This is a genomic window from Flavobacterium hauense (assembly GCF_054457175.1).
Genome location: NZ_JBTKVX010000021.1, coordinates 42,739 through 61,077, shown reverse-complemented (window position 1 = coordinate 61,077; position 18,339 = coordinate 42,739). Strand labels below are relative to the sequence as shown.

General features: G+C 37.9%; 13 protein-coding genes. 6 read left to right on the top strand and 7 right to left on the bottom strand.

Annotated elements, in window-relative coordinates:
• The first annotated feature begins 31 nt into the window (after positions 1-31).
• Positions 32-5,119 carry a glycosyl hydrolase gene (locus ACX0HA_RS14635; protein ID WP_458846045.1) on the top strand — a complete coding sequence of 1,696 codons (5,088 nt, stop codon included), beginning with the start codon at positions 32-34 and terminating at the stop codon, positions 5,117-5,119.
• A 50-nt stretch (positions 5,120-5,169) separates the two neighbouring features.
• On the opposite strand, the gene ACX0HA_RS14630 is transcribed toward ACX0HA_RS14635, so the two are convergent.
• The 5 genes from ACX0HA_RS14630 to ACX0HA_RS14610 form a co-directional block, all read right to left on the bottom strand.
• Positions 5,170-5,940 (bottom strand): oxygenase MpaB family protein, encoded by a 771-nt coding sequence (locus tag ACX0HA_RS14630; RefSeq protein WP_458846044.1) that lies wholly within the window; start codon positions 5,938-5,940, stop codon positions 5,170-5,172.
• Between the two features lie 12 nt (positions 5,941-5,952).
• Positions 5,953-6,273: a potassium transporter KefB gene (locus ACX0HA_RS14625; protein ID WP_458846043.1), complete on the bottom strand. Its 321-nt coding sequence runs from the start codon at positions 6,271-6,273 to the stop codon at positions 5,953-5,955.
• An 84-nt stretch (positions 6,274-6,357) separates the two neighbouring features.
• Complete coding sequence (locus tag ACX0HA_RS14620; RefSeq protein ID WP_458846042.1) at positions 6,358-6,657, bottom strand: winged helix-turn-helix domain-containing protein; 300 nt, start codon at positions 6,655-6,657, stop codon at positions 6,358-6,360.
• A complete protein-coding gene (locus tag ACX0HA_RS14615; protein WP_458846041.1) occupies positions 6,654-7,298 on the bottom strand; it encodes a hypothetical protein in 645 nt (214 codons plus the stop codon). The genes ACX0HA_RS14620 and ACX0HA_RS14615 overlap by 4 nt, the downstream gene beginning before the upstream one ends.
• Before the next feature lie 72 nt (positions 7,299-7,370).
• Entirely contained in the window at positions 7,371-8,633 is a 1,263-nt protein-coding gene (locus ACX0HA_RS14610; protein WP_458846040.1) for a BamA/TamA family outer membrane protein, read from the bottom strand.
• 357 nt (positions 8,634-8,990) lie between these two features.
• Between ACX0HA_RS14610 and ACX0HA_RS14605 the strand changes: the two genes are divergently transcribed.
• From ACX0HA_RS14605 to ACX0HA_RS14595, 3 genes are all read left to right on the top strand, one after another.
• On the top strand, positions 8,991-10,034 hold the full coding sequence (locus ACX0HA_RS14605) for a formylglycine-generating enzyme family protein (protein WP_458846039.1): 1,044 nt from the start codon (positions 8,991-8,993) through the stop codon (positions 10,032-10,034).
• Positions 10,035-10,182: 148 nt separating this feature from the next.
• Positions 10,183-11,088 (top strand): DUF481 domain-containing protein, encoded by a 906-nt coding sequence (locus ACX0HA_RS14600; protein WP_458846038.1) that lies wholly within the window; start codon positions 10,183-10,185, stop codon positions 11,086-11,088.
• An 81-nt stretch (positions 11,089-11,169) separates the two neighbouring features.
• Positions 11,170-12,072, top strand: a complete 903-nt coding sequence (locus tag ACX0HA_RS14595; RefSeq protein WP_458846037.1) for a hypothetical protein — start codon at positions 11,170-11,172, stop codon at positions 12,070-12,072.
• Between the two features lie 183 nt (positions 12,073-12,255).
• On the opposite strand, the gene ACX0HA_RS14590 is transcribed toward ACX0HA_RS14595, so the two are convergent.
• Together ACX0HA_RS14590 and ACX0HA_RS14585 are read right to left on the bottom strand one after the other, a co-directional pair.
• The gene (locus ACX0HA_RS14590; protein ID WP_458846036.1) at positions 12,256-14,208 is read right to left on the bottom strand and encodes a sigma 54-interacting transcriptional regulator; all 1,953 of its coding nucleotides are present in this window, start codon (positions 14,206-14,208) and stop codon (positions 12,256-12,258) included.
• 11 nt (positions 14,209-14,219) lie between these two features.
• Entirely contained in the window at positions 14,220-16,445 is a 2,226-nt protein-coding gene (locus ACX0HA_RS14585; protein WP_458846035.1) for a histidine kinase dimerization/phosphoacceptor domain -containing protein, read from the bottom strand.
• 269 nt (positions 16,446-16,714) lie between these two features.
• Between ACX0HA_RS14585 and ACX0HA_RS14580 the strand changes: the two genes are divergently transcribed.
• Together ACX0HA_RS14580 and ACX0HA_RS14575 are read left to right on the top strand one after the other, a co-directional pair.
• Positions 16,715-17,500 carry an alpha/beta fold hydrolase gene (locus ACX0HA_RS14580; RefSeq protein WP_458846034.1) on the top strand — a complete coding sequence of 262 codons (786 nt, stop codon included), beginning with the start codon at positions 16,715-16,717 and terminating at the stop codon, positions 17,498-17,500.
• A gap of 140 nt (positions 17,501-17,640) precedes the next feature.
• A complete protein-coding gene (locus ACX0HA_RS14575) occupies positions 17,641-18,330 on the top strand; it encodes a hydrolase (RefSeq protein WP_458846033.1) in 690 nt (229 codons plus the stop codon).
• Positions 18,331-18,339 lie beyond the last annotated feature (9 nt).

The window sequence follows — 18,339 nt, the reverse complement described above, 5'->3', positions numbered from 1 at the left end:
TTGATATTAAATTAGCAAAAACTAAAAAAATATGTCAATAAATTACCAAAAAACCATTATTAGTATTATTCTGCTGATTTTAGCACTCGTTCCTTTCGGGGTAAAGGCACAAATCACAGCAGTAGGAAGCGGAAGCTATACGACAACGTTTCCCGGAACTGATTCAGCAGGACGAAACTCTTTTCCCTCAGGCACACCAAAAATTAGCGGTAACGCTGTAGGTAAACCCGTCCCTACAAATGACTGGTGGTCTTCTTTGCTAAAAGAAAACCATGTAAGCAATCTGTTTAACTATCCATTAGCATTACGTACCGTAAATGAAGGACTTGTAGTTAGCTATATTGTACCTACATCTACCCCCAACGGAAGCAGCCAGCCTATAGATGATGTTCTCCCCATAATAGTAGGGGTAACAGGTTTAAGTGCAAGCCAAGCGACAGTTGCAGATTATTCTGACTGGACAGTGACAATGGACTGGACAAACAGCACACATAATTTTAAGGCTACTGCCGGTATAGGCATGCCTTTTCTTTATTTTACCAAAAACACGGCTGATGTAGCAAAAGTGCAAATCAACGAAGGCACCGTGACTGTAAGCAATGAAATGCTGGTTGTAACCAATTCCCATCAGGGTGCAGATTTTGCTGTTTATGCTCCGGCAGGCAGTACATGGACACAAAACGGAACAACTTATACCTCTACATTAAACGGTAAAAATTATTGGTCTATGGCTTTTATACCGCCTACGGATACAAATATTACCACAGTAGCTACCGAGTATAAAAAGTATGCTTATGTTTTCCCTGCAAATACTACTGCAGCATGGAATTATAATCAAAATACGGCTAAACTAACTACAACATTTACAGTTACTACTGATGTAAAAGAAGGTAGTTATGCAAACGTTTTGCAGGGGTTACTGCCACATCAATGGGGTTATCTTGCATCAGGATCTCCACAGCCAACTGCTTATAGCTATAGTTCTATAAGAGGTGAACTCAAAACACTTGATGGAAATACATTCTCTGTAGAAAACACATTTAAAGGCATATTACCTACTCTGCCCTATCTTGATAATTATAGTTCAGGATTTAACCCTGCTGCACTGGATAGCAAGATAACACAAATAGAAAATGATGGTCTGGCAACATGGACAGATTCTTACAATGAAGGCCAGGTAATGAACCGCCTGATACAAACTGCACGCATTGCTGATGAAATGGGTGATACTACAGCCAGAAATAAAATTGTGGCTACCATCAAGGAAAGGCTTGAAGACTGGCTTAAAGCTGAAGCCGGAGAAGTTGCTTTTATATTTCACTACAACACTGCCTGGTCTACACTTTTAGGATATCCTGCCGGCCATGGCCAGGATAATAATATAAATGACCATCATTTTCATTGGGGTTATTTTATTCATGCCGCGGCATTTTTGGAACAATACCAGCCAGGATGGGCCAATCAATGGGGTGGGATGATAAACATGCTTATTCGCGATGCTGCATCGCCTGACAGGAATGACCCGCTTTTTCCTTACCTGAGGAACTTTAGTCCCTATGCCGGGCATAGCTGGGCAAATGGTTTTGCAACTTTTCCTTTTGGAAACGATCAGGAATCAACCTCCGAAAGTATGCAGTTTGCATCTTCACTTATCCACTGGGGTACCATTACTGAAAACACTACCATCAGAGACTTGGGAATATATATTTATACGACTGAGCAGACTGCAACCGAAGAGTATTGGTTTGATGTAAATAACAGGACTTTTAAACCCGGATATGGCTTTAGCCTTGCCTCAAGGATATGGGGAAATGGTTATGATAACCAAACATTCTGGACATCTGACATTGCTGCCGCATACGGAATAGAAATGTATCCTATTCACGGGGGTTCATTATATTTAGGTCATAATAAAACCTATGTTCAGTCACTATGGAATGAAATATCGGCTAATACAGGTATTATGAGCAATACAGCAAATGCAAACCTATGGCACGATGTATACTGGCAATATCTTGCTTTTATTAATCCGCAGGCAGCTATTGACCTGTATGACTCCTATCCGGAAAGAGGCCTTAAATTTGGTATTTCCGATGCCCAAACATATCACTGGCTGCATTCCATGAACGCATTAGGAACTGTAAACACAACCATTACAGCTAATTATCCGATTGCTGCATCATTTACAAAGAATGGCGAAATCACTTATGTAGCCCATAATTATGGTGATTCGGCCATCGCGGTAGTCTTTTCAGATGGATTTACATTAAATGTTCCGGCAAATAAGTTAGTAACCAGTAAAGACATCAATGCGACAGGTATATTGTCTTCAAACTTTTATCAGGCCTATGCAAATGGTAGTGTAAACCTTACTGCTGCTGTTACAGGTTCAGGAGTAACCAAAGTAGAATTTTTTGACGGAACAACCTCTTTAGGACAGGATACCACAGCCCCTTATGGAATAACAGCCAGTAATTTGACTCTTGGTATGCATAGTATGTATGCAAAGGTATATGTAGGTAATGCTTTTAATGTAACTAATATTATCTCAATACAGGTAGGTGAACAAAAACCTTATTTAAGTATCCCATTCGTAATACCCGGCAGTATCCAGGCTGGAAATTATGATATATTTGAAGGTGGTAACGGCCAGGGCATCTCATATAATGACACCTCAAATATAAATGAAGGTGGCTACAGGCCATCCGAATATGTAGATGCCGCAATGGATACTCAGGAAGGTCCAACTGTAGGATGGATCACAGCCGGAGAATGGATGGAATATACTGTTAATGTGCAAACTTCCGGCTTGTATAATCTTACGCTTCGATATGCCTCAGGTAATACTAATGGCGGAGGTCCTTTTCACTTTGAAGTAGACGGAACAACTATTGGTACAGACATTACCTTAGCAACTACGGGAAATTGGGGAACCTGGGCCAATAAAGCGGTAACTAATCTTCCCCTGACTCAGGGAGAACATGTACTAAGGTTAGCTGTATCTAACGGCGAATTTAATCTTGGCGCTATGAATTTCACTTACTCGACTCCCCTGGCTTATGTACCTCCGATTGCTGATGCAGGTGCCAATGTTAGCGTCGTTTTACCGGCTACAACAGCCACATTAAATGGTTCTGCAAGCAATGACCCCGGCGGCCAGCCAATAACCTATAGTTGGGAACAGGTATATGGCCCGTCGGTTATTACTTTTGGAAGCAATACGGTAGCTTCTCCAAATATTTCAAATCTTGCTGAAGGTATATATAAATGTAAGTTAACGGTTAGTGACGGTACATATACAGCAACTGACTATGTTCTTATCATTGTTTCTCTCAATGGAAACTCCAGTCCGGCAGTTTCGATAACTTCACCACAAAATAATGCATCCTATGTACAGGGTGCGGCAGTTACCATCAATGCAGCTGCAAGTGACCTCGACGGTACAGTTACACAGGTTGAGTTTTTTGATGGAACAGTGAGCCTGGGAGTTGATACAACTCAGCCTTATAGCTATAACTGGACATCTCCAGCTGTTGGAACACATACTATTACTGCCGTAGCAACTGATAATGGTGGTGCCCACAGCACATCCCAGCCGGTTACAGTTGTTGTTTCAGGCATTATGCAATGCATTGAGACATCTAATACTGCACAACAGGGAAGCTTTTCTACAGGATATGAAGTAACTTTTGAAACAGTTGGAAATAATGTTATCATTAACTTTGAAATGCTTGATACCGATAAAGTAGGTGTTGTCGCTTTTTTATGGCAGCAATCGCCATTTTCAGAAGTTCAGATGGATAATGTTTCCGGTTTGAATTTTTCTAAAACCATTTCAGGGCTTACTCCCGGTACAACCATCTCCTATGCCTGTAAATTTGCCTATGCAGGCGGTATGTCGGTTACTCAGTACATGACTTATATAGTTGGCCAAAATTGTAATGGAAGCTCAGGCGATACCCAGGCACCAACTGCGTTTACAGCGTCATTGGGAACAGTTACAGCAACATCAGTTGAATTATTGCTTAATGCTACTGACGATTCAGGTACAATTACATATAACATAAGCTATGGTACAAATACAACCTCAACAACCGGAATTTCCGGAGTACAAAAATCACTTGTAATAAATAGCCTTACTCCGTCAACAGCTTATACTTTCAGTATTGCTGCCAGTGATGCAGCAGGAAATAATGCTGCAAATAATTCGATTTTGGTACAGGCAACTACACTTGAAACAGGTAACACTACTACAGAATGTGCAGGATCGGATACCGAAACACAACAGGGAACATTCTCTACAGGGTATGAATATGCATTTGAAACAAGCGGTACAGATGTTACTATCACTTTTGAAATGCTCGATACTGATAAAGTGGGCGTTGTAGCCTATTTGTGGCAGGAAACGCCTTTCTCGGAAGTTCAAATGGACAACACATCGGGACTGGCTTTTTCTAAAACAATTACCGGACAAGTGGCCGGAACAACTATTTCTTATGCCTGTAAGTTTGCTTATGCAGGTGGCATGACAGTTACAAAATATATCAGTTATAGTGTTGGACAAAACTGTGATGACGAGGATACCGAAGCACCATCGGCCTTTACTGCAGCATTAGGAGCAGTTACATCGTCATCGGTAGAATTGCTGCTTAATGCTTCTGATAATTCCGGTACCGTTACCTATACTATTACCTACAACGGCAATATCGTTTCGGCAACAGGAGTATCGGGAGAACAGAAAACGGTAATTATACCGGGCCTTATGCCTGAAACTACTTATTCTTTCAGCATAGCTGCCAGTGATGCTTCAGGCAATACTGCCATTAATAATGATATAATCATTGAAGCCATAACATCAGAAGTAGATTTGGGTATTGATGATCCTGAATTTGACAATTTGGTTACACTCTATCCAAATCCTGCAAACAGTACGGTACATATCAACTCAAAACTCTATGTTATATCAGGGATAGAAGTATACTCTCTTTTAGGTGCAAAAATTATTGAGAGTTATGATGTGGATACTATAAATATAGAAAACCTGCAAAGCGGAATCTATCTCGTAAAAATCCATTCTGAAAGCCGAACTGTCATTAAAAAATTAATTGTAAAAAAATAGTATTTTAATACCTTTGATTATTGAAAGGCTATGGCAAATGCCATAGCCTTTTATTTTGAATGATTTACAATATCCAGGGCATCAATCTGCTCTTTATATTTTACAGGAAGTATAAGAGCTTTTAATACTCTGTCAGCATGCATGCTTTTACCGATCTTGTATAGCACCATGGCAAAACTCAAAAAGGAAACCTTCCGAAACTTAAGCAGTTTTCTTACCTCATCAGGCATCACGAGTATTTGCGATTCAATGAGAATTCTATAGCGCAAAACACCAAGGTGTTTTCTATATTGTTTAAAAAGATCATCGGTAAAGTGGCTATACTGCATGTTTTGCGACAAATGTTCTTTACGCATACCTAACCATCTATTATAATCTTCCGGCAATCCTGTCAATCCCATACGTACTCCTACCCTATTAAAGACACCGATTACTTCTTCTTTTTCCTCTACACTTAGCATACGTTCCAGTACTTCGAAAGATCTTATGGAATAATCAATAAGCATAAAAAGCACATCCCGATATGCCCAATCCGGAATGCTTGCCCCACGCTGATTCTCTACTCCAGCATGTATTGCCGCTATGGTATCAATAGAGCGCAATGCTTCATCATTTTTAGCAAAGACTATCTTTCTGGCATAAGAAACCGTCGAAAACAGCCTGCCAAGCGGATCTGAAGGAAGCTTTCCTGTAAAATAAAGCCAATCGACAGCTTTGTTGAGTGCAAATTCTGCCGAAGCCCCCGCAAATATGAAGAGGATTGTATCACTGCTCCCCCAGATCTTTCGAACTATCGAGTCTTTGTTCACAAAATATTCCATAAAATCAGATTATTAATCCCACAACGTTCCGTCAAGCCCTAGCACTATCCCTAACCATAGCACAAAAATATACAGCAAGATGCTAACCATTAGTACCACTATTCTTTTCCATCCGGGATTATCGAACAGGTTATTTATTAAATAATAAACTACCCCTCCAAATGCACCTGCTAAGGGAGTAATCACCAAAGGCCTTATCCTCCATAGCTTTGGCCATGCGGGGTTAGGATCATTTACAGGAAGTATAAATAATAAAATTACAAGCAAAGCAATACCTCCACCTATGATTGCGCATTTAGTTAATGAAGCCCGGTTAACCCGAACTGACATCATAAAATTTCTTTTTGACATGATTATTGAATTTAAATTGAATTATTAAAAAGAACTTTGAATTTCAAAGTTTTAAAGCAAATTTTTTTATTTATGGGTTTTCACTAAATTTTCCAATATCCTTAAATGCTCTAAAAAAGCCGATCTGCCGGATTTTGTCATTATATATTTAGTATTTGGCTTTCTGCCTACAAAAGATTTCTCTACAGCAATGAATTCCTCCTTTTCTAATGCTTTTAGATGGCTCGCCAGGTTACCATCAGTAACATCCAGGTATTCCTTCAATGCATTAAAATCGAGCGCGTCATTAACAGCCAAAGCCGACATGATGCCGAGCCTTATCCTGCTTTCGAATGCTTTATGTAGTCCGTTTACTGAAATCTTCACTTTTCGTATTTAAAATGTACGTATATGCCATAAACAATATGGGCTACACCAAAACCTAATGCCCAAAAAAGCAATCCATATCCTATGAAATATGCGCTTAATAAACCGAGGCTTATTTGTATAAGGCCTAATATTTTTACATCCTCAAAAGTATACCTGCTGGCAATATATAGAGAAAGTCCGTAAAACAACAAGGTCATTGGTGCCACTAAGCCTATAAGCCCTTTAGAAATCAAAATTAGTACTAATATGCCACCTACAGCCAAAGGAACACTCATATTTGCTAACAATCTTCTTGAAGTAGCATTCCATAGTTTTTCATTCATTTTAGCAGCTCTCCTGTTAGAAAGAAAAACAGCTGTACTTATCGCTAATACCAAAACAGCTGTCGCCAAAAAAGCCAGCTTGAGCATACCCTCAGAATATTCTCCATCAGAGACCGATGCATAAACAATCTCATGAGGGTTAAAGTATAAAACCTTGTATGCCAGATATGCACCTATTAAAGCATATACACCGGCCATTATACCGGCCCAACCCGAAAGGGAAAGGAATTTTGTAGATTTCTCCATCATGGAGCGTATCTCTGAAATGTCCTGGATATAATCCTGCTGCTGTTTCATAAAAAAAGTACTTTTCATTACAAAGTTAATAATTCAGTTGAATCTGCAAAATTATTTTTACAAATAATGATCTGTACTTTTAAAAGAATATTAGAACGTTTCACCGGCATTAAGATAGAAACCGTTTGAATTACGGCCTTTTGCATAATCAACGATAAGATTAGTACGTGTGGCTTTATCGATCAGGATCCTTAGCCCTACCCCGACGGCTGGCTGAACATATTGAAACAAATGAATATCCAGATCCTTATTACTGGCTGTTGTGAAATTTGCAAATACTACGCCCCCTAACATTTGGTTACAGGTAAGCGGAAACCTTAATTCAGCCGACATATAAATAAGATTAAAACCTCTAAACAGTCCCTGTGTGTAGCCCTCGCCGCTTCGGCTTCGCTGATCCCAGCCTAATGCAGGCAAATTGAGATAGGGTACTTTTCCACGGGTTACAAACTGTCCGTAAGTCCATAATGCCAATATATAGTTTTCGTTCTTTTTAGATACCGGGATAAAATTTCGGTATTCTGTAAAAAGTACATTGCTGTAGTGCTGGTTTTTAAATATAGATGGATTAAAACGGTAATTGATGTTTGCATACCACCCCTGTTTTGTATTCACCTGATTGTCCCTTGAATCATAGGTAATATTAAAACTCACCCCATTCATAAAGTACCGTGTATCGTTAAATTGATACTTTTTACTATAATCATAATGGTAGGTAAAATTTCCATTTACAGTATCAAGTTCCTTATCCTGAATACTTGAATACCAATCGAGATTTATTCCTCCTCCTACGTAAAGATTTTCTTTTACCTGCCAGGATACGGTCTGGTGAAATTTAAGATAATTATAGTCCATTGCCTGTGCTATCGAATCAATCTCAAAGTCTTTATCATTACGGGGCAAAATTCCTGTTCCCAGCCCGTAATTTGATTGGGTAAATATATAAAAGCGATAATCGCCGTTAAGGTATAGAGAATTGTTATTCAGTAAAATATTATTCTTCACATTGATCATCAGCTGCTTTTTTGTGGTATAGGTAACGCCGAGATTAGCAACAGAATACTTGTCTTTTTCTTCTTTTCCTTTAAAAGTGTATTGAGCAACGCCGCCAAACATAAATCCAGTAGCGGGCTGCGAACCAATAACCGGAACGACTAAAAAGAAACTGTTTTTTACCGGCTTAACTACCAATAGTGAATCGTTCTTTTTAAAAAGTTCAGGTAGGCTTTTAGCCGGGCAGGCAGTACTTTTTGCTATGGTATCCAAATCCTGGGCTGTAAGGTTTGCGGAGACTAACAACAGCATGCTTACAAAACACAAGAATATGTACTTATTTTTTATAAATAGCAGCATTTGATATCAATTGGTTAATGGTATTCGAGTTTTGGCAAGGAACTACCTGCAAGGTAGAGAGATAAAAAATTAAAGCTCTTTTAAAAACTGTTTATTTGGTTGCATTTTAAAAAGTGATACACCTTGGACTCTAAAATTGGCTGGCAAAGATGCGTTCAGGTTAATATTAGTAAAGAATCAAGCAATCAACTCCAATGCCTACTGATATTCAGAAATATAACAAAAAAATACTTTCTATCTAAAATCACGTTTTTCTTGTTGCAAATTCTAATATGTAACATAAACAGCACAATTGCAGCGATTTTTTGTATTAAATTTATATCATACAGTAACCCAATCAACTTATACTACTACACTATGAGAATTTTACTAATCGGCCTAATTAGTGTTTGCAGCCTTAGCTGTCAAAAACAATCAAAAGAATTAACGATGCTTTCTGCAGATGAAAAACGCACCCAGCCTGGTATGATTTGGATAGAAGGCGGAAAGTTTACCCTTGGAGATAATGATCCTTTGGCTGTACGAGTAGAATCACCGGCAATAGACATCAGTATAGATGGCTTTTATATGGATGAAACAGAGGTAACCAATGCGCAATTTCAAAAATTTGTGAATGCAACAAATTATGTTACTCTCGCCGAACGCCCTGTCGACTGGGAACAGCTTAAAACACAATTACCACCCGGAACCCCTAAACCTGATGATGCTGACCTTGCACCCGGTTCCCTTGTTTTTATTCCCCCTACCCATGCTGTAGCGCTGGACGATTATTCTAAATGGTGGTCATGGACACGCGGTGCCGACTGGAAGCATCCGCAAGGACCGGATTCGTCAATTAAAGGACGCGAAGATTATCCCGTAGTACATATTGCCTATGAAGATGCTCAGGCTTATGCCAAATGGGCCGGTAAAAGGCTCCCTACCGAAGCGGAATGGGAATATGCCGCACAGGCAGGAAACAATGACAGTAAATTTGCCTGGGGTAACGAACTGAATCCTAAAGGAAAATATATGGCCAATTTTTTTCAGGGTGAATTTCCATATAAAAACACCAAAAGCGATGGCTTTGAGAGGCTTGCCCCTGTAAAAAGTTTTAAGCCAAACAAATATGGCCTATATGATGTTATAGGGAATGTTTGGGAATGGACCAGTGACTTTTACAGACCGGACACCTATGCTAGATACAAAGTGGCAGGAATGAGGGAATGCCACAGCCCTAAAGGACCGGAGGAGAGTTATGATCCAAACGATCCTTATGGTACAAAAAGAGTAATTAAAGGAGGATCTTTTTTATGCAGCGAACAATACTGCTCAAATTACAGACCCAATGCACGAATGGCAACCTCTACCGACAGCGGGCAGGAACATTTAGGCTTCCGATGTGTAATGGATAAAAAATAGCTTGAATATTATGACGGTAAAACGCAGCAATATACTAATCAAATCCTTGATTTATACAGGCGTTTTACTGTTCCCTTTACTCTTATTTTCACAAAACGATACAATCTTTCTTAAAAACAGCGACAGACTTATTGGCGAAATCAAAAGCATGAAAAAAGGAGTGCTTACAATAGAAACGGTATATAGTGACGCCGATTTTAAAGTTGAGCTCGTAAATATAACTGAAATAAGAAGTGACAGGATGTATATGGTGAAGTTATCTAACGGTAGCGTAATGAATACAAGAATAACGCCTAAACCCAAAGAGCCGGCCAAAGTCATAATCATGGATAAAGGCTATGAACAGGTCGTTGATATTAAAGAAATTGTGATTTTGCAACCTATTAACAATAAGTTTTTTTCGCGTTTCACCTCAGAATTGTCTATGGGATATAACTATACTAAAAGTAGCGACCTCACTCAATTGACAATACGAAGCACATTGGGGTATAATGCAAGCTACTGGAATTTTAGCGGTTCTTATAATACAGTATACAGTACTCAGAATGATGCCGATCCCGTTCGCCGTACCGATGCAAATGGCGAGTTTAAATATTATCTGCAAAAAAACTGGTATGCACTTGTTTCGGGCGATTTCCTTTCGAATGAAGAGCAAAAGCTTAAACTCAGGTCGACAACCCGTGGAGGTGTAGGGAAATATCTTTTAAGTACGCACAGGACTTATCTGGGAACGGCCACTGGACTTGCCTGGAACAATGAAAGCTTTACTGACTCACTCGATACAAACCGCAACAGCCTTGAGGCATTTGTGACTATGGAGCTCAGTATGTTCGAGCATAAAGACCTAAGCATGTATACTAAAGTAACAGCATATCCGAGTCTGACAATAAGTAACCGTGTAAGGACAGACCTTACAGTGGATTTTAAACTCGACCTTCCGCTTAACTTCTTTTTAAAGCTGGGATTAACCTATAACTATGATAGCAAACCAATAAAAGATGGTGGTAAAGAAGATTATGTAATACAATCCACATTTGGATGGGAAATAAAGTAACCGGCATTTAATATGTTTATAACCAAATAATTAGTAACTTTAAGTAATTTATTACGATTTAAAAGCCTAAAACCAAGCATTATGAAACAACTCGCCTCATTATTGATTCTTGCAGCTTTTTATCTTCCTGCAAAAGCTCAGGATACTATTGTTACAGTAATGGATTCCACTAAAGTAAAAGAAAAAAAAGAACTCTCTGATAACGACGCAGAAAAGCTCCCGTGGCACGCAAGGCGTTTCAGAATCATGGCGGGAACTTTTTTCCCGGTCAACAATACCAATGTAAGAGTGGCCGGAAATAATGGTAATGTTGCTACCGATATTGACCTTGAAGACGATCTTGGTTTTAAAGATAATACAACATCTTTTTATGCCAATGCCATGTGGAGGGCATCTAAAAGATCAAGGTTTGAACTTGAGTATTTTAACCTCAATAGAGAAACAACAAAAACACTACAAAAAGAGATAACCTTTAGAGACAACACTTATGAAGTAAATGCGACAGTTAATGCCCATTTCAACACTACAATTATAAGGTTTGCTTATGGTTATTCTATTTTGTGCAAACCCAAATATGAAGTTGGTCTGCTCGTAGGTACCCACCTTATGTTTATAGACATGGGTATTGGGCTAGACACAAATAATGTGAACTTAGATAAAAGCGATAAATTTGAGGTTACGGCCCCACTGCCGGATTTAGGTATATGGAGTGAGGTTGTGATCACTAAACGTTTGGGACTGTATGTAAATGCAAACTACCTCTCTGCAAAAGTTGATAATATTAAAGGTAAAATACTGAGTTATAATGTCTCTTTATTATATAACGTATATCAAAATTTTAGCCTTACAGCCGGATATTCAGGACTGGATATTGATATAGATATTATGAGGCCAAGATTAAATGGTAGTTTAGAATGGGGTTATAATGGACCTTCAATTGCAGCTACCTATAGCTTTGGCGGGCATATAAATTTCTCGAAATAATTTAATTCCTTTTAAATATTTAAATGGGGCTGTCTCAAAAGTGTCATTTTGAACATAATGAAGTGTGGTGAAGAATCTAAATATTTGATTAATATTAGATTCTTCCTTCGTCAGAATAACAAAAATGGCTTATAAACAACTTTTGAGACAGCCCCTTTTGTTTTTAAGCACCTCATAAGTTACTTAAATATTATCCTTGAAGTCCCTCTTCATAATACCGAACTTCTTCATTTTTGAATTAAGTGTCGTAGGAGGCACATTCAATACTTCGGCAGCACCACCAATACCCCACACTTTACCACTGCATTTTTTAAGTACACTTATAATATGGCTTTTTTCATTTTCTTCAATGCTTTTAGTGGGCTGGTAACTACTGGCTGAGTCATGCTTTACAGTAGCAAAATTGGGCATTACAATTTCGCGTAGCACGGCTTCTTTTTCTAAAAGTACACTTCGTTCCATAAAATTTTCAAGTTCCCGTATGTTACCCGGCCAGCTATATGCTTTGAGTTGCTGGTATACTTTTGCAGATATTCCAGATATTTTTTTACCGGATTTCTTATTATAAACAGCTAAAAAATGATCCGCTAATAATGGTACATCTTCTATGCGATCCCGTAGCGATGGTAACTGTACAGGAAATATATTTAGCCTGTAATAAAGATCAAGCCTGAAACGTCCCTCTCCTACTTCTTTCTCAAGATTACGATTAGTTGCAGCTATAATCCTAACGTCTATTTTTATAGGTTCACGACCACCTATGCGCTCTATTTCTTTCTCCTGAAGCACACGTAATAATTTGGACTGCAACTCCAATGGCAGCTCTCCTATCTCATCCAGAAATACTGTTCCTTTATTAGCAAGTTCAAATTTGCCTATCCTTTTTTCAAAGGCTCCTGTAAAGGCACCTTTCTCATGGCCAAATAGCTCAGACTCTATAAGATTTGCCGGAAGCGCTGCACAATTTATCTTTATTAATGGCTGTTTGCTTCGCGGAGATAATTCATGTATGCATTCTGCAATACGTTCTTTTCCTGTTCCGCTCTCGCCAAGAATAAGTACTGAGGTATCAACAGGGGCGACCTGCACAATATTATCAAATACCGTTAGCAATAAATGGCTTTTGCCAATGATTCCTGAAAAGCATGCAGGGATATCTTTTTTTAAAGCAGGAGTTTCTTTTTCATTTATTTTGTCATTTTCATGCAAAGCATTAGCACTTCTGAGCACTATCATAAGAGTATTTATGATCGAATGCTGAAGCCTTTCGCTTAATGTTATTTGGGTAGAATCATATACATCAGCCCTTCTGCTATAAAAATATAAATTAAAAATTCGGTCTTCAGCAAGCTCTACAGGCATTATTAAATGTGAATTCATACTAAAATTCTCTGCAAAAACCTTCTGCAATGAACGGCTATTTAATTTTGTTCCAATGTTTTCTTTATCGAATGCTACCGTCCTGAGGTATTGCGGTACATTATCCCTTAATTCAACTAATTCGGCTTCTGTACGGTTTGTTACAATCTGCAATTCCTGCAGGCTGAGTGTTTGATACTCATTGAACCCTACCCTTAAAAAACCGATATCAGACAACAGTTCTGTGTTCTTCCCTGCATAGCCCATATATATAAAATCAAAAGGGATAAAAGCCTGCAAGGCAATCGCAATCCTGAGAAGTTTATCTTTAGTGTCCGCCTCTTCCTTTACAACACTACTGAGTGTTCTTTGTAATACTAATTCTTTTTTAAAATAAGCTTCGTTGCTGTTTTGATGGCGATAACGTGCAATTTCGAGGGTAACCAGAAGATCTTTTTCTCTGTAAGGTTTTACAAGAAAGCCATAGGGTTCCGTTTTTTTAGCTGCTTCGAGTACTTCTCTGTTCGAGTTGGCAGAAGTATATATAAAAGCAATACCTTCTTCTTTAAGGGTATGTGCTAAATCAATGCCCGTGGCAGTTCCCTGAAGAAAAATATCTACCAGTACTAATCCTGGTTTCTCTTTTCGAATTAATGAAAGCGCTGTAGGAACATCGCGGGCTATACCACAAACTTTATAGCCTTCCTTCTGTAACATTAGCTTAAGATCGTGTGCTTCTACAAACTGGTCTTCAACAATAAGTACTTTCTCTTCCATAATTCTTCAATTTAATTATACTTCTGTCCTTTTTGGCGGTTAAAGTTGATTTTTATAACTGTACCATTATCATTATATATTTCAAAACTTCCGTTCAGGTCTCCAGTCAAACCCTGCATCAGGCTCATCCCAAGTGTTTTCGGATTATTTGTATCAAAGTCATTGCTTATTCCTACACCATTATCAATTATCATCAATTCAAATTGATTATTGTCTTTTTCCTGAAGAGTAATTTTAATAACACATTGTTTTAAAGTATCAGGAAAAGCATATTTAATCGAATTTGTGATAGCCTCATTGAGTAGTAAGCCAATAGGAACTGCCTGATTAATTTCAAAATTCACTTCATCAAGTTTTACCTTAAAATTGATATAGCCGGCATCAAAACTGTCTTTAAGATACGCTACAAGTTCATGGATATAAGCCGGCATGGCAACAGATGAAAGTGTCTCTGACTGATATAGTTTTTTATGTAGAAGCGACATGGAATGGACTCGTCTCTGGCTATCCCTTATTGCAGACTTAGCCCCGTTATCTTTTAAATAAGTTGACTGACTGTTTAGCAGACTCATAACAATTTGGAGGTTGTTTTTTACCCGGTGATGTATTTCTTTAAGAAGCCATTCTTTCTCATCAACTAGACGATTAAGAACATTATTTTTTTCTGAAATCTCTGTTTGCTTATAACGCAGTATCCTGTTAACTTTATTCTTATTCCTGTATGCCATATAAAGCAATATGGCTATAATCATGATCAATCCTGTAATCCCTATCGCTATAAACATCGATCTTCTGGCGTGTATGGCTTTTTGCTTTTCAAGTTCCCGCTCTTTAGAGAGCAACTTTATATCCTGCTCTTTCTTCTCAGTAGCATACTTAACCTGCAATTCGGCTATCTGTTTGCTTTTTGTATTGTCATAAAGCGAATCGTTAGTTTCTTTATAAAGCTTAAAGTTAGAATAGGCGGCTTTATAATTTCCCTGCACCGAATCAAGCTGGGACTGCAATAGATAAAAAATGCTTTTTTCTTTTAGCGTATGGTCCCACTCATGAACTTTACATTTATCAAGGTAATATTGGGCTTTTTTGTAGTCCTTTCTATAGAAAGCAATTCGCACCACATATTTGTAGATATAATGTAAAGTCTCTTCGTTAACATTTTTTGTGTGTGCTTCATCAAGAATCTCATTACAATATTTTTCTGCCATATCAAGATTATCCATATCAAAATAGATACTCATGTAAAGACATCTTACTTTTAATTCCACATGATAATCTTCAGTTGTATAGCCTTTATACAAATCATCGAGAACCTTTAAGGCTTCCTTAAATTTTTCCTGATTCTTGAGCTGTCCGGCAAGATTGTTTGACAATTGAAAAACCCCGACTGTATCTTTATTCTTTTTTGCAATTACAATTCCTTTCCTGAAATTATTAGCTGCATTTTTATGGTCTGAGACAGCCGCGTAGGCATAGCCTATCCTGTTGTAAATTATGGCAACTAACGAAGTAGTGTCTTTATGTTGTTCAGCTATTTTTACAGCGCTTAATGCAAATCGTAACCCTTCTTTATGGTTTCCAAGATCAGTATAGGCACCGGAGACCGAATTATAAAGGCTTATAAGATCCGTATAGTTAAAATATTTATACAGATCCGATGACTCTTTGAGTCTTGCCAGCCCTTCTTCACTTTTACCTGAATAAAACAAATGTTCTCCTAAAGATTTGAGGGTTAAGGCTGTTTTTTGCTTTGCATTTGCTTTTTTAAAAGCTGAGACTGCTTTTTTTAGCAATGCCTCTTTTAAATGATTTTCCCTGTCCGTAGTCCATAGGTTTTTACATACCGCTAGATAAGCCTCTCCTAATTGTTCATAAAGTTTAGCTCTTGATAATACAGTAAAAGCAGAATTGGCGTATTCCATACTTTTATCAGCCTCTCCTTTTTCCCTATACAATCCATAATATAAGATGTAAGCTCCGCCAATCCCCTCCGGATAATTAAAACGTTTACTAATATCCAGTGATTCTTTTAGATATGTTGAGGCCTTGTTTAGATCAGCAGCTTCCTCTTTTGGCTTAAAAATATAATATGAAGCAAGGCTTTGTAGTGTCGTAACCCTTTCTTTACCTGGCGGCTGTTTTTTCAGCAAAACGGTAAGCTCAATCTGTTCCTGTGCTATAATAAAAGCAGGAAAAAAAATCAGAAAAAGAAAATAAGGGATTATAAGCCTCTTCATTACAAACAATTACATGTAAACTTTGTCATAAATTTTAAATGAGAAAATTATGAATTTCAAATAAATTTATGGTACAAATGACCAATAGTTTTTTAACAATCCTTTTGGTGATTTACTTTTTCAACGTTATATCGTTGAAATAGCAGATTTTAACCTCATTTCGTGACTGTAAAGTTTCAAAAAAACACATACACAACTAATAATCAGCAACATAAATCAAAGGCATCTTTTTTGGTTACTCTAAAGTCGCAATTTGAAATCAATGCGGCATGAAAAAGAAAAATACAACCACGATTGTATTCATAACAGGCGCTTTTATTAGTCATACAATATGGAAAAACTGGAAACTATACTTTGAAGAAAAAGGATATACAGTCCTGGCTCCGGCTTGGCCTTTTAAAGACGGATCTCCCGAAGAGCTTCGTAATACACAACATGAAAATAGTATAGTAACATTAAATCTTAGAGATATTATTTGCTATTATGAGAATATAATTGCCGAACTCTCAGAAACACCAATAATAATAGGGCATTCTCTCGGTGGCCTTTTAGTACAACTATTATTGCAAAAAAATATAGGCATTGCGGGCGTCGCAATACATTCTATACCGCCTCAGGGTGTAGTATCATTAGAGTGGCCATTTATACGATATACATTCAGGCTTTTGGGATTTTTTACCGCTGCTAAAAAAACTTACCTGATGCCATTTGCCGAATGGCAACATGCATTTACTAACGGAATGCCTGAAGAGCAACAGATAGCTGCCTATTACGAATTTGTAGTGCCTGAGTCAAAACTGGTACTGCGTGATGCATTAACTAAAGTGGGGAAAATTAACTTTAAAAATCCCCATGCGCCTCTACTTATACTATCGGGAAGCAGCGACACTATGATACCGGCATCACTTAACTATTCAAATTATAAAAGATATAAAGACAAAAACTCAGTAACAGATTACATGGAATTCGAAAACAGCAACCACTTTGTTCTGGGTTTACCTACATGGAAGAACGAAGCGGCTTTCGTTGCATGCTGGCTCGAAAATAATGCATAAAAACAGACATATTGATTTTCTTGTCCCAGTTCAATGTCCAGGGTTTAGGGATATCGCAATTTTGTCCTGTAAGATTGAAACAATAGAAAAACAATTTATCAAAATCAATAATCATTTAAATCACAAATTCTTAAAACATCATGAAAAATTTAATTTTAACCGCAGCATTAGTACTAACATCATTAACAGGGTTTGCCCAAAAACCGGGAGCATCATTAGTTAACCCTACAAATCACACTTTAGTACTTATTGACCACGAAAGCCAAATGGCATTTGCAGTGGGTAGTTCACCAATTGACCAGCTAAGAAACAATGTGGCGCTTGTAGCAGGAGCCTCTAAAATCTTCAAAGTTCCTACCGTAGTTACCACAGTAGCGGAAAAATCGTTTAGTGGCCCGGTATTCAGAGAAATTGAAGAGTTCTATCCACAAAAAACTTCAAACTATATCGACCGTACAACAATGAATACATGGGAAGATGTAAATGCGCACAAAGCTATCGTTGGAAAAAACAAAAAGAAACTTGTTTTTGCAGGCTTATGGACAAGCGTATGTATAGTAGGGCCTGTATTATCGGCAATTGAAGAAGGTTATGACGTATATGTAATCACTGATGCCAGTGCAGACGTTTCTAAAGAGGCTCACGAAATGGCTGTAACCCGTATGGTTCAGGCGGGTGCTCACCCAATGACTTCTTTACAGTATTTACTTGAACTTCAACGCGACTGGGCACGTCAAGAAACATATGTTGCAGTAACAAACCTTGTTAAGCAATATGGTGGTGCTTATGGTGTAGGCGTTCAGTATGCACATGAAATGCTTAAACATTAATTGTTAGCC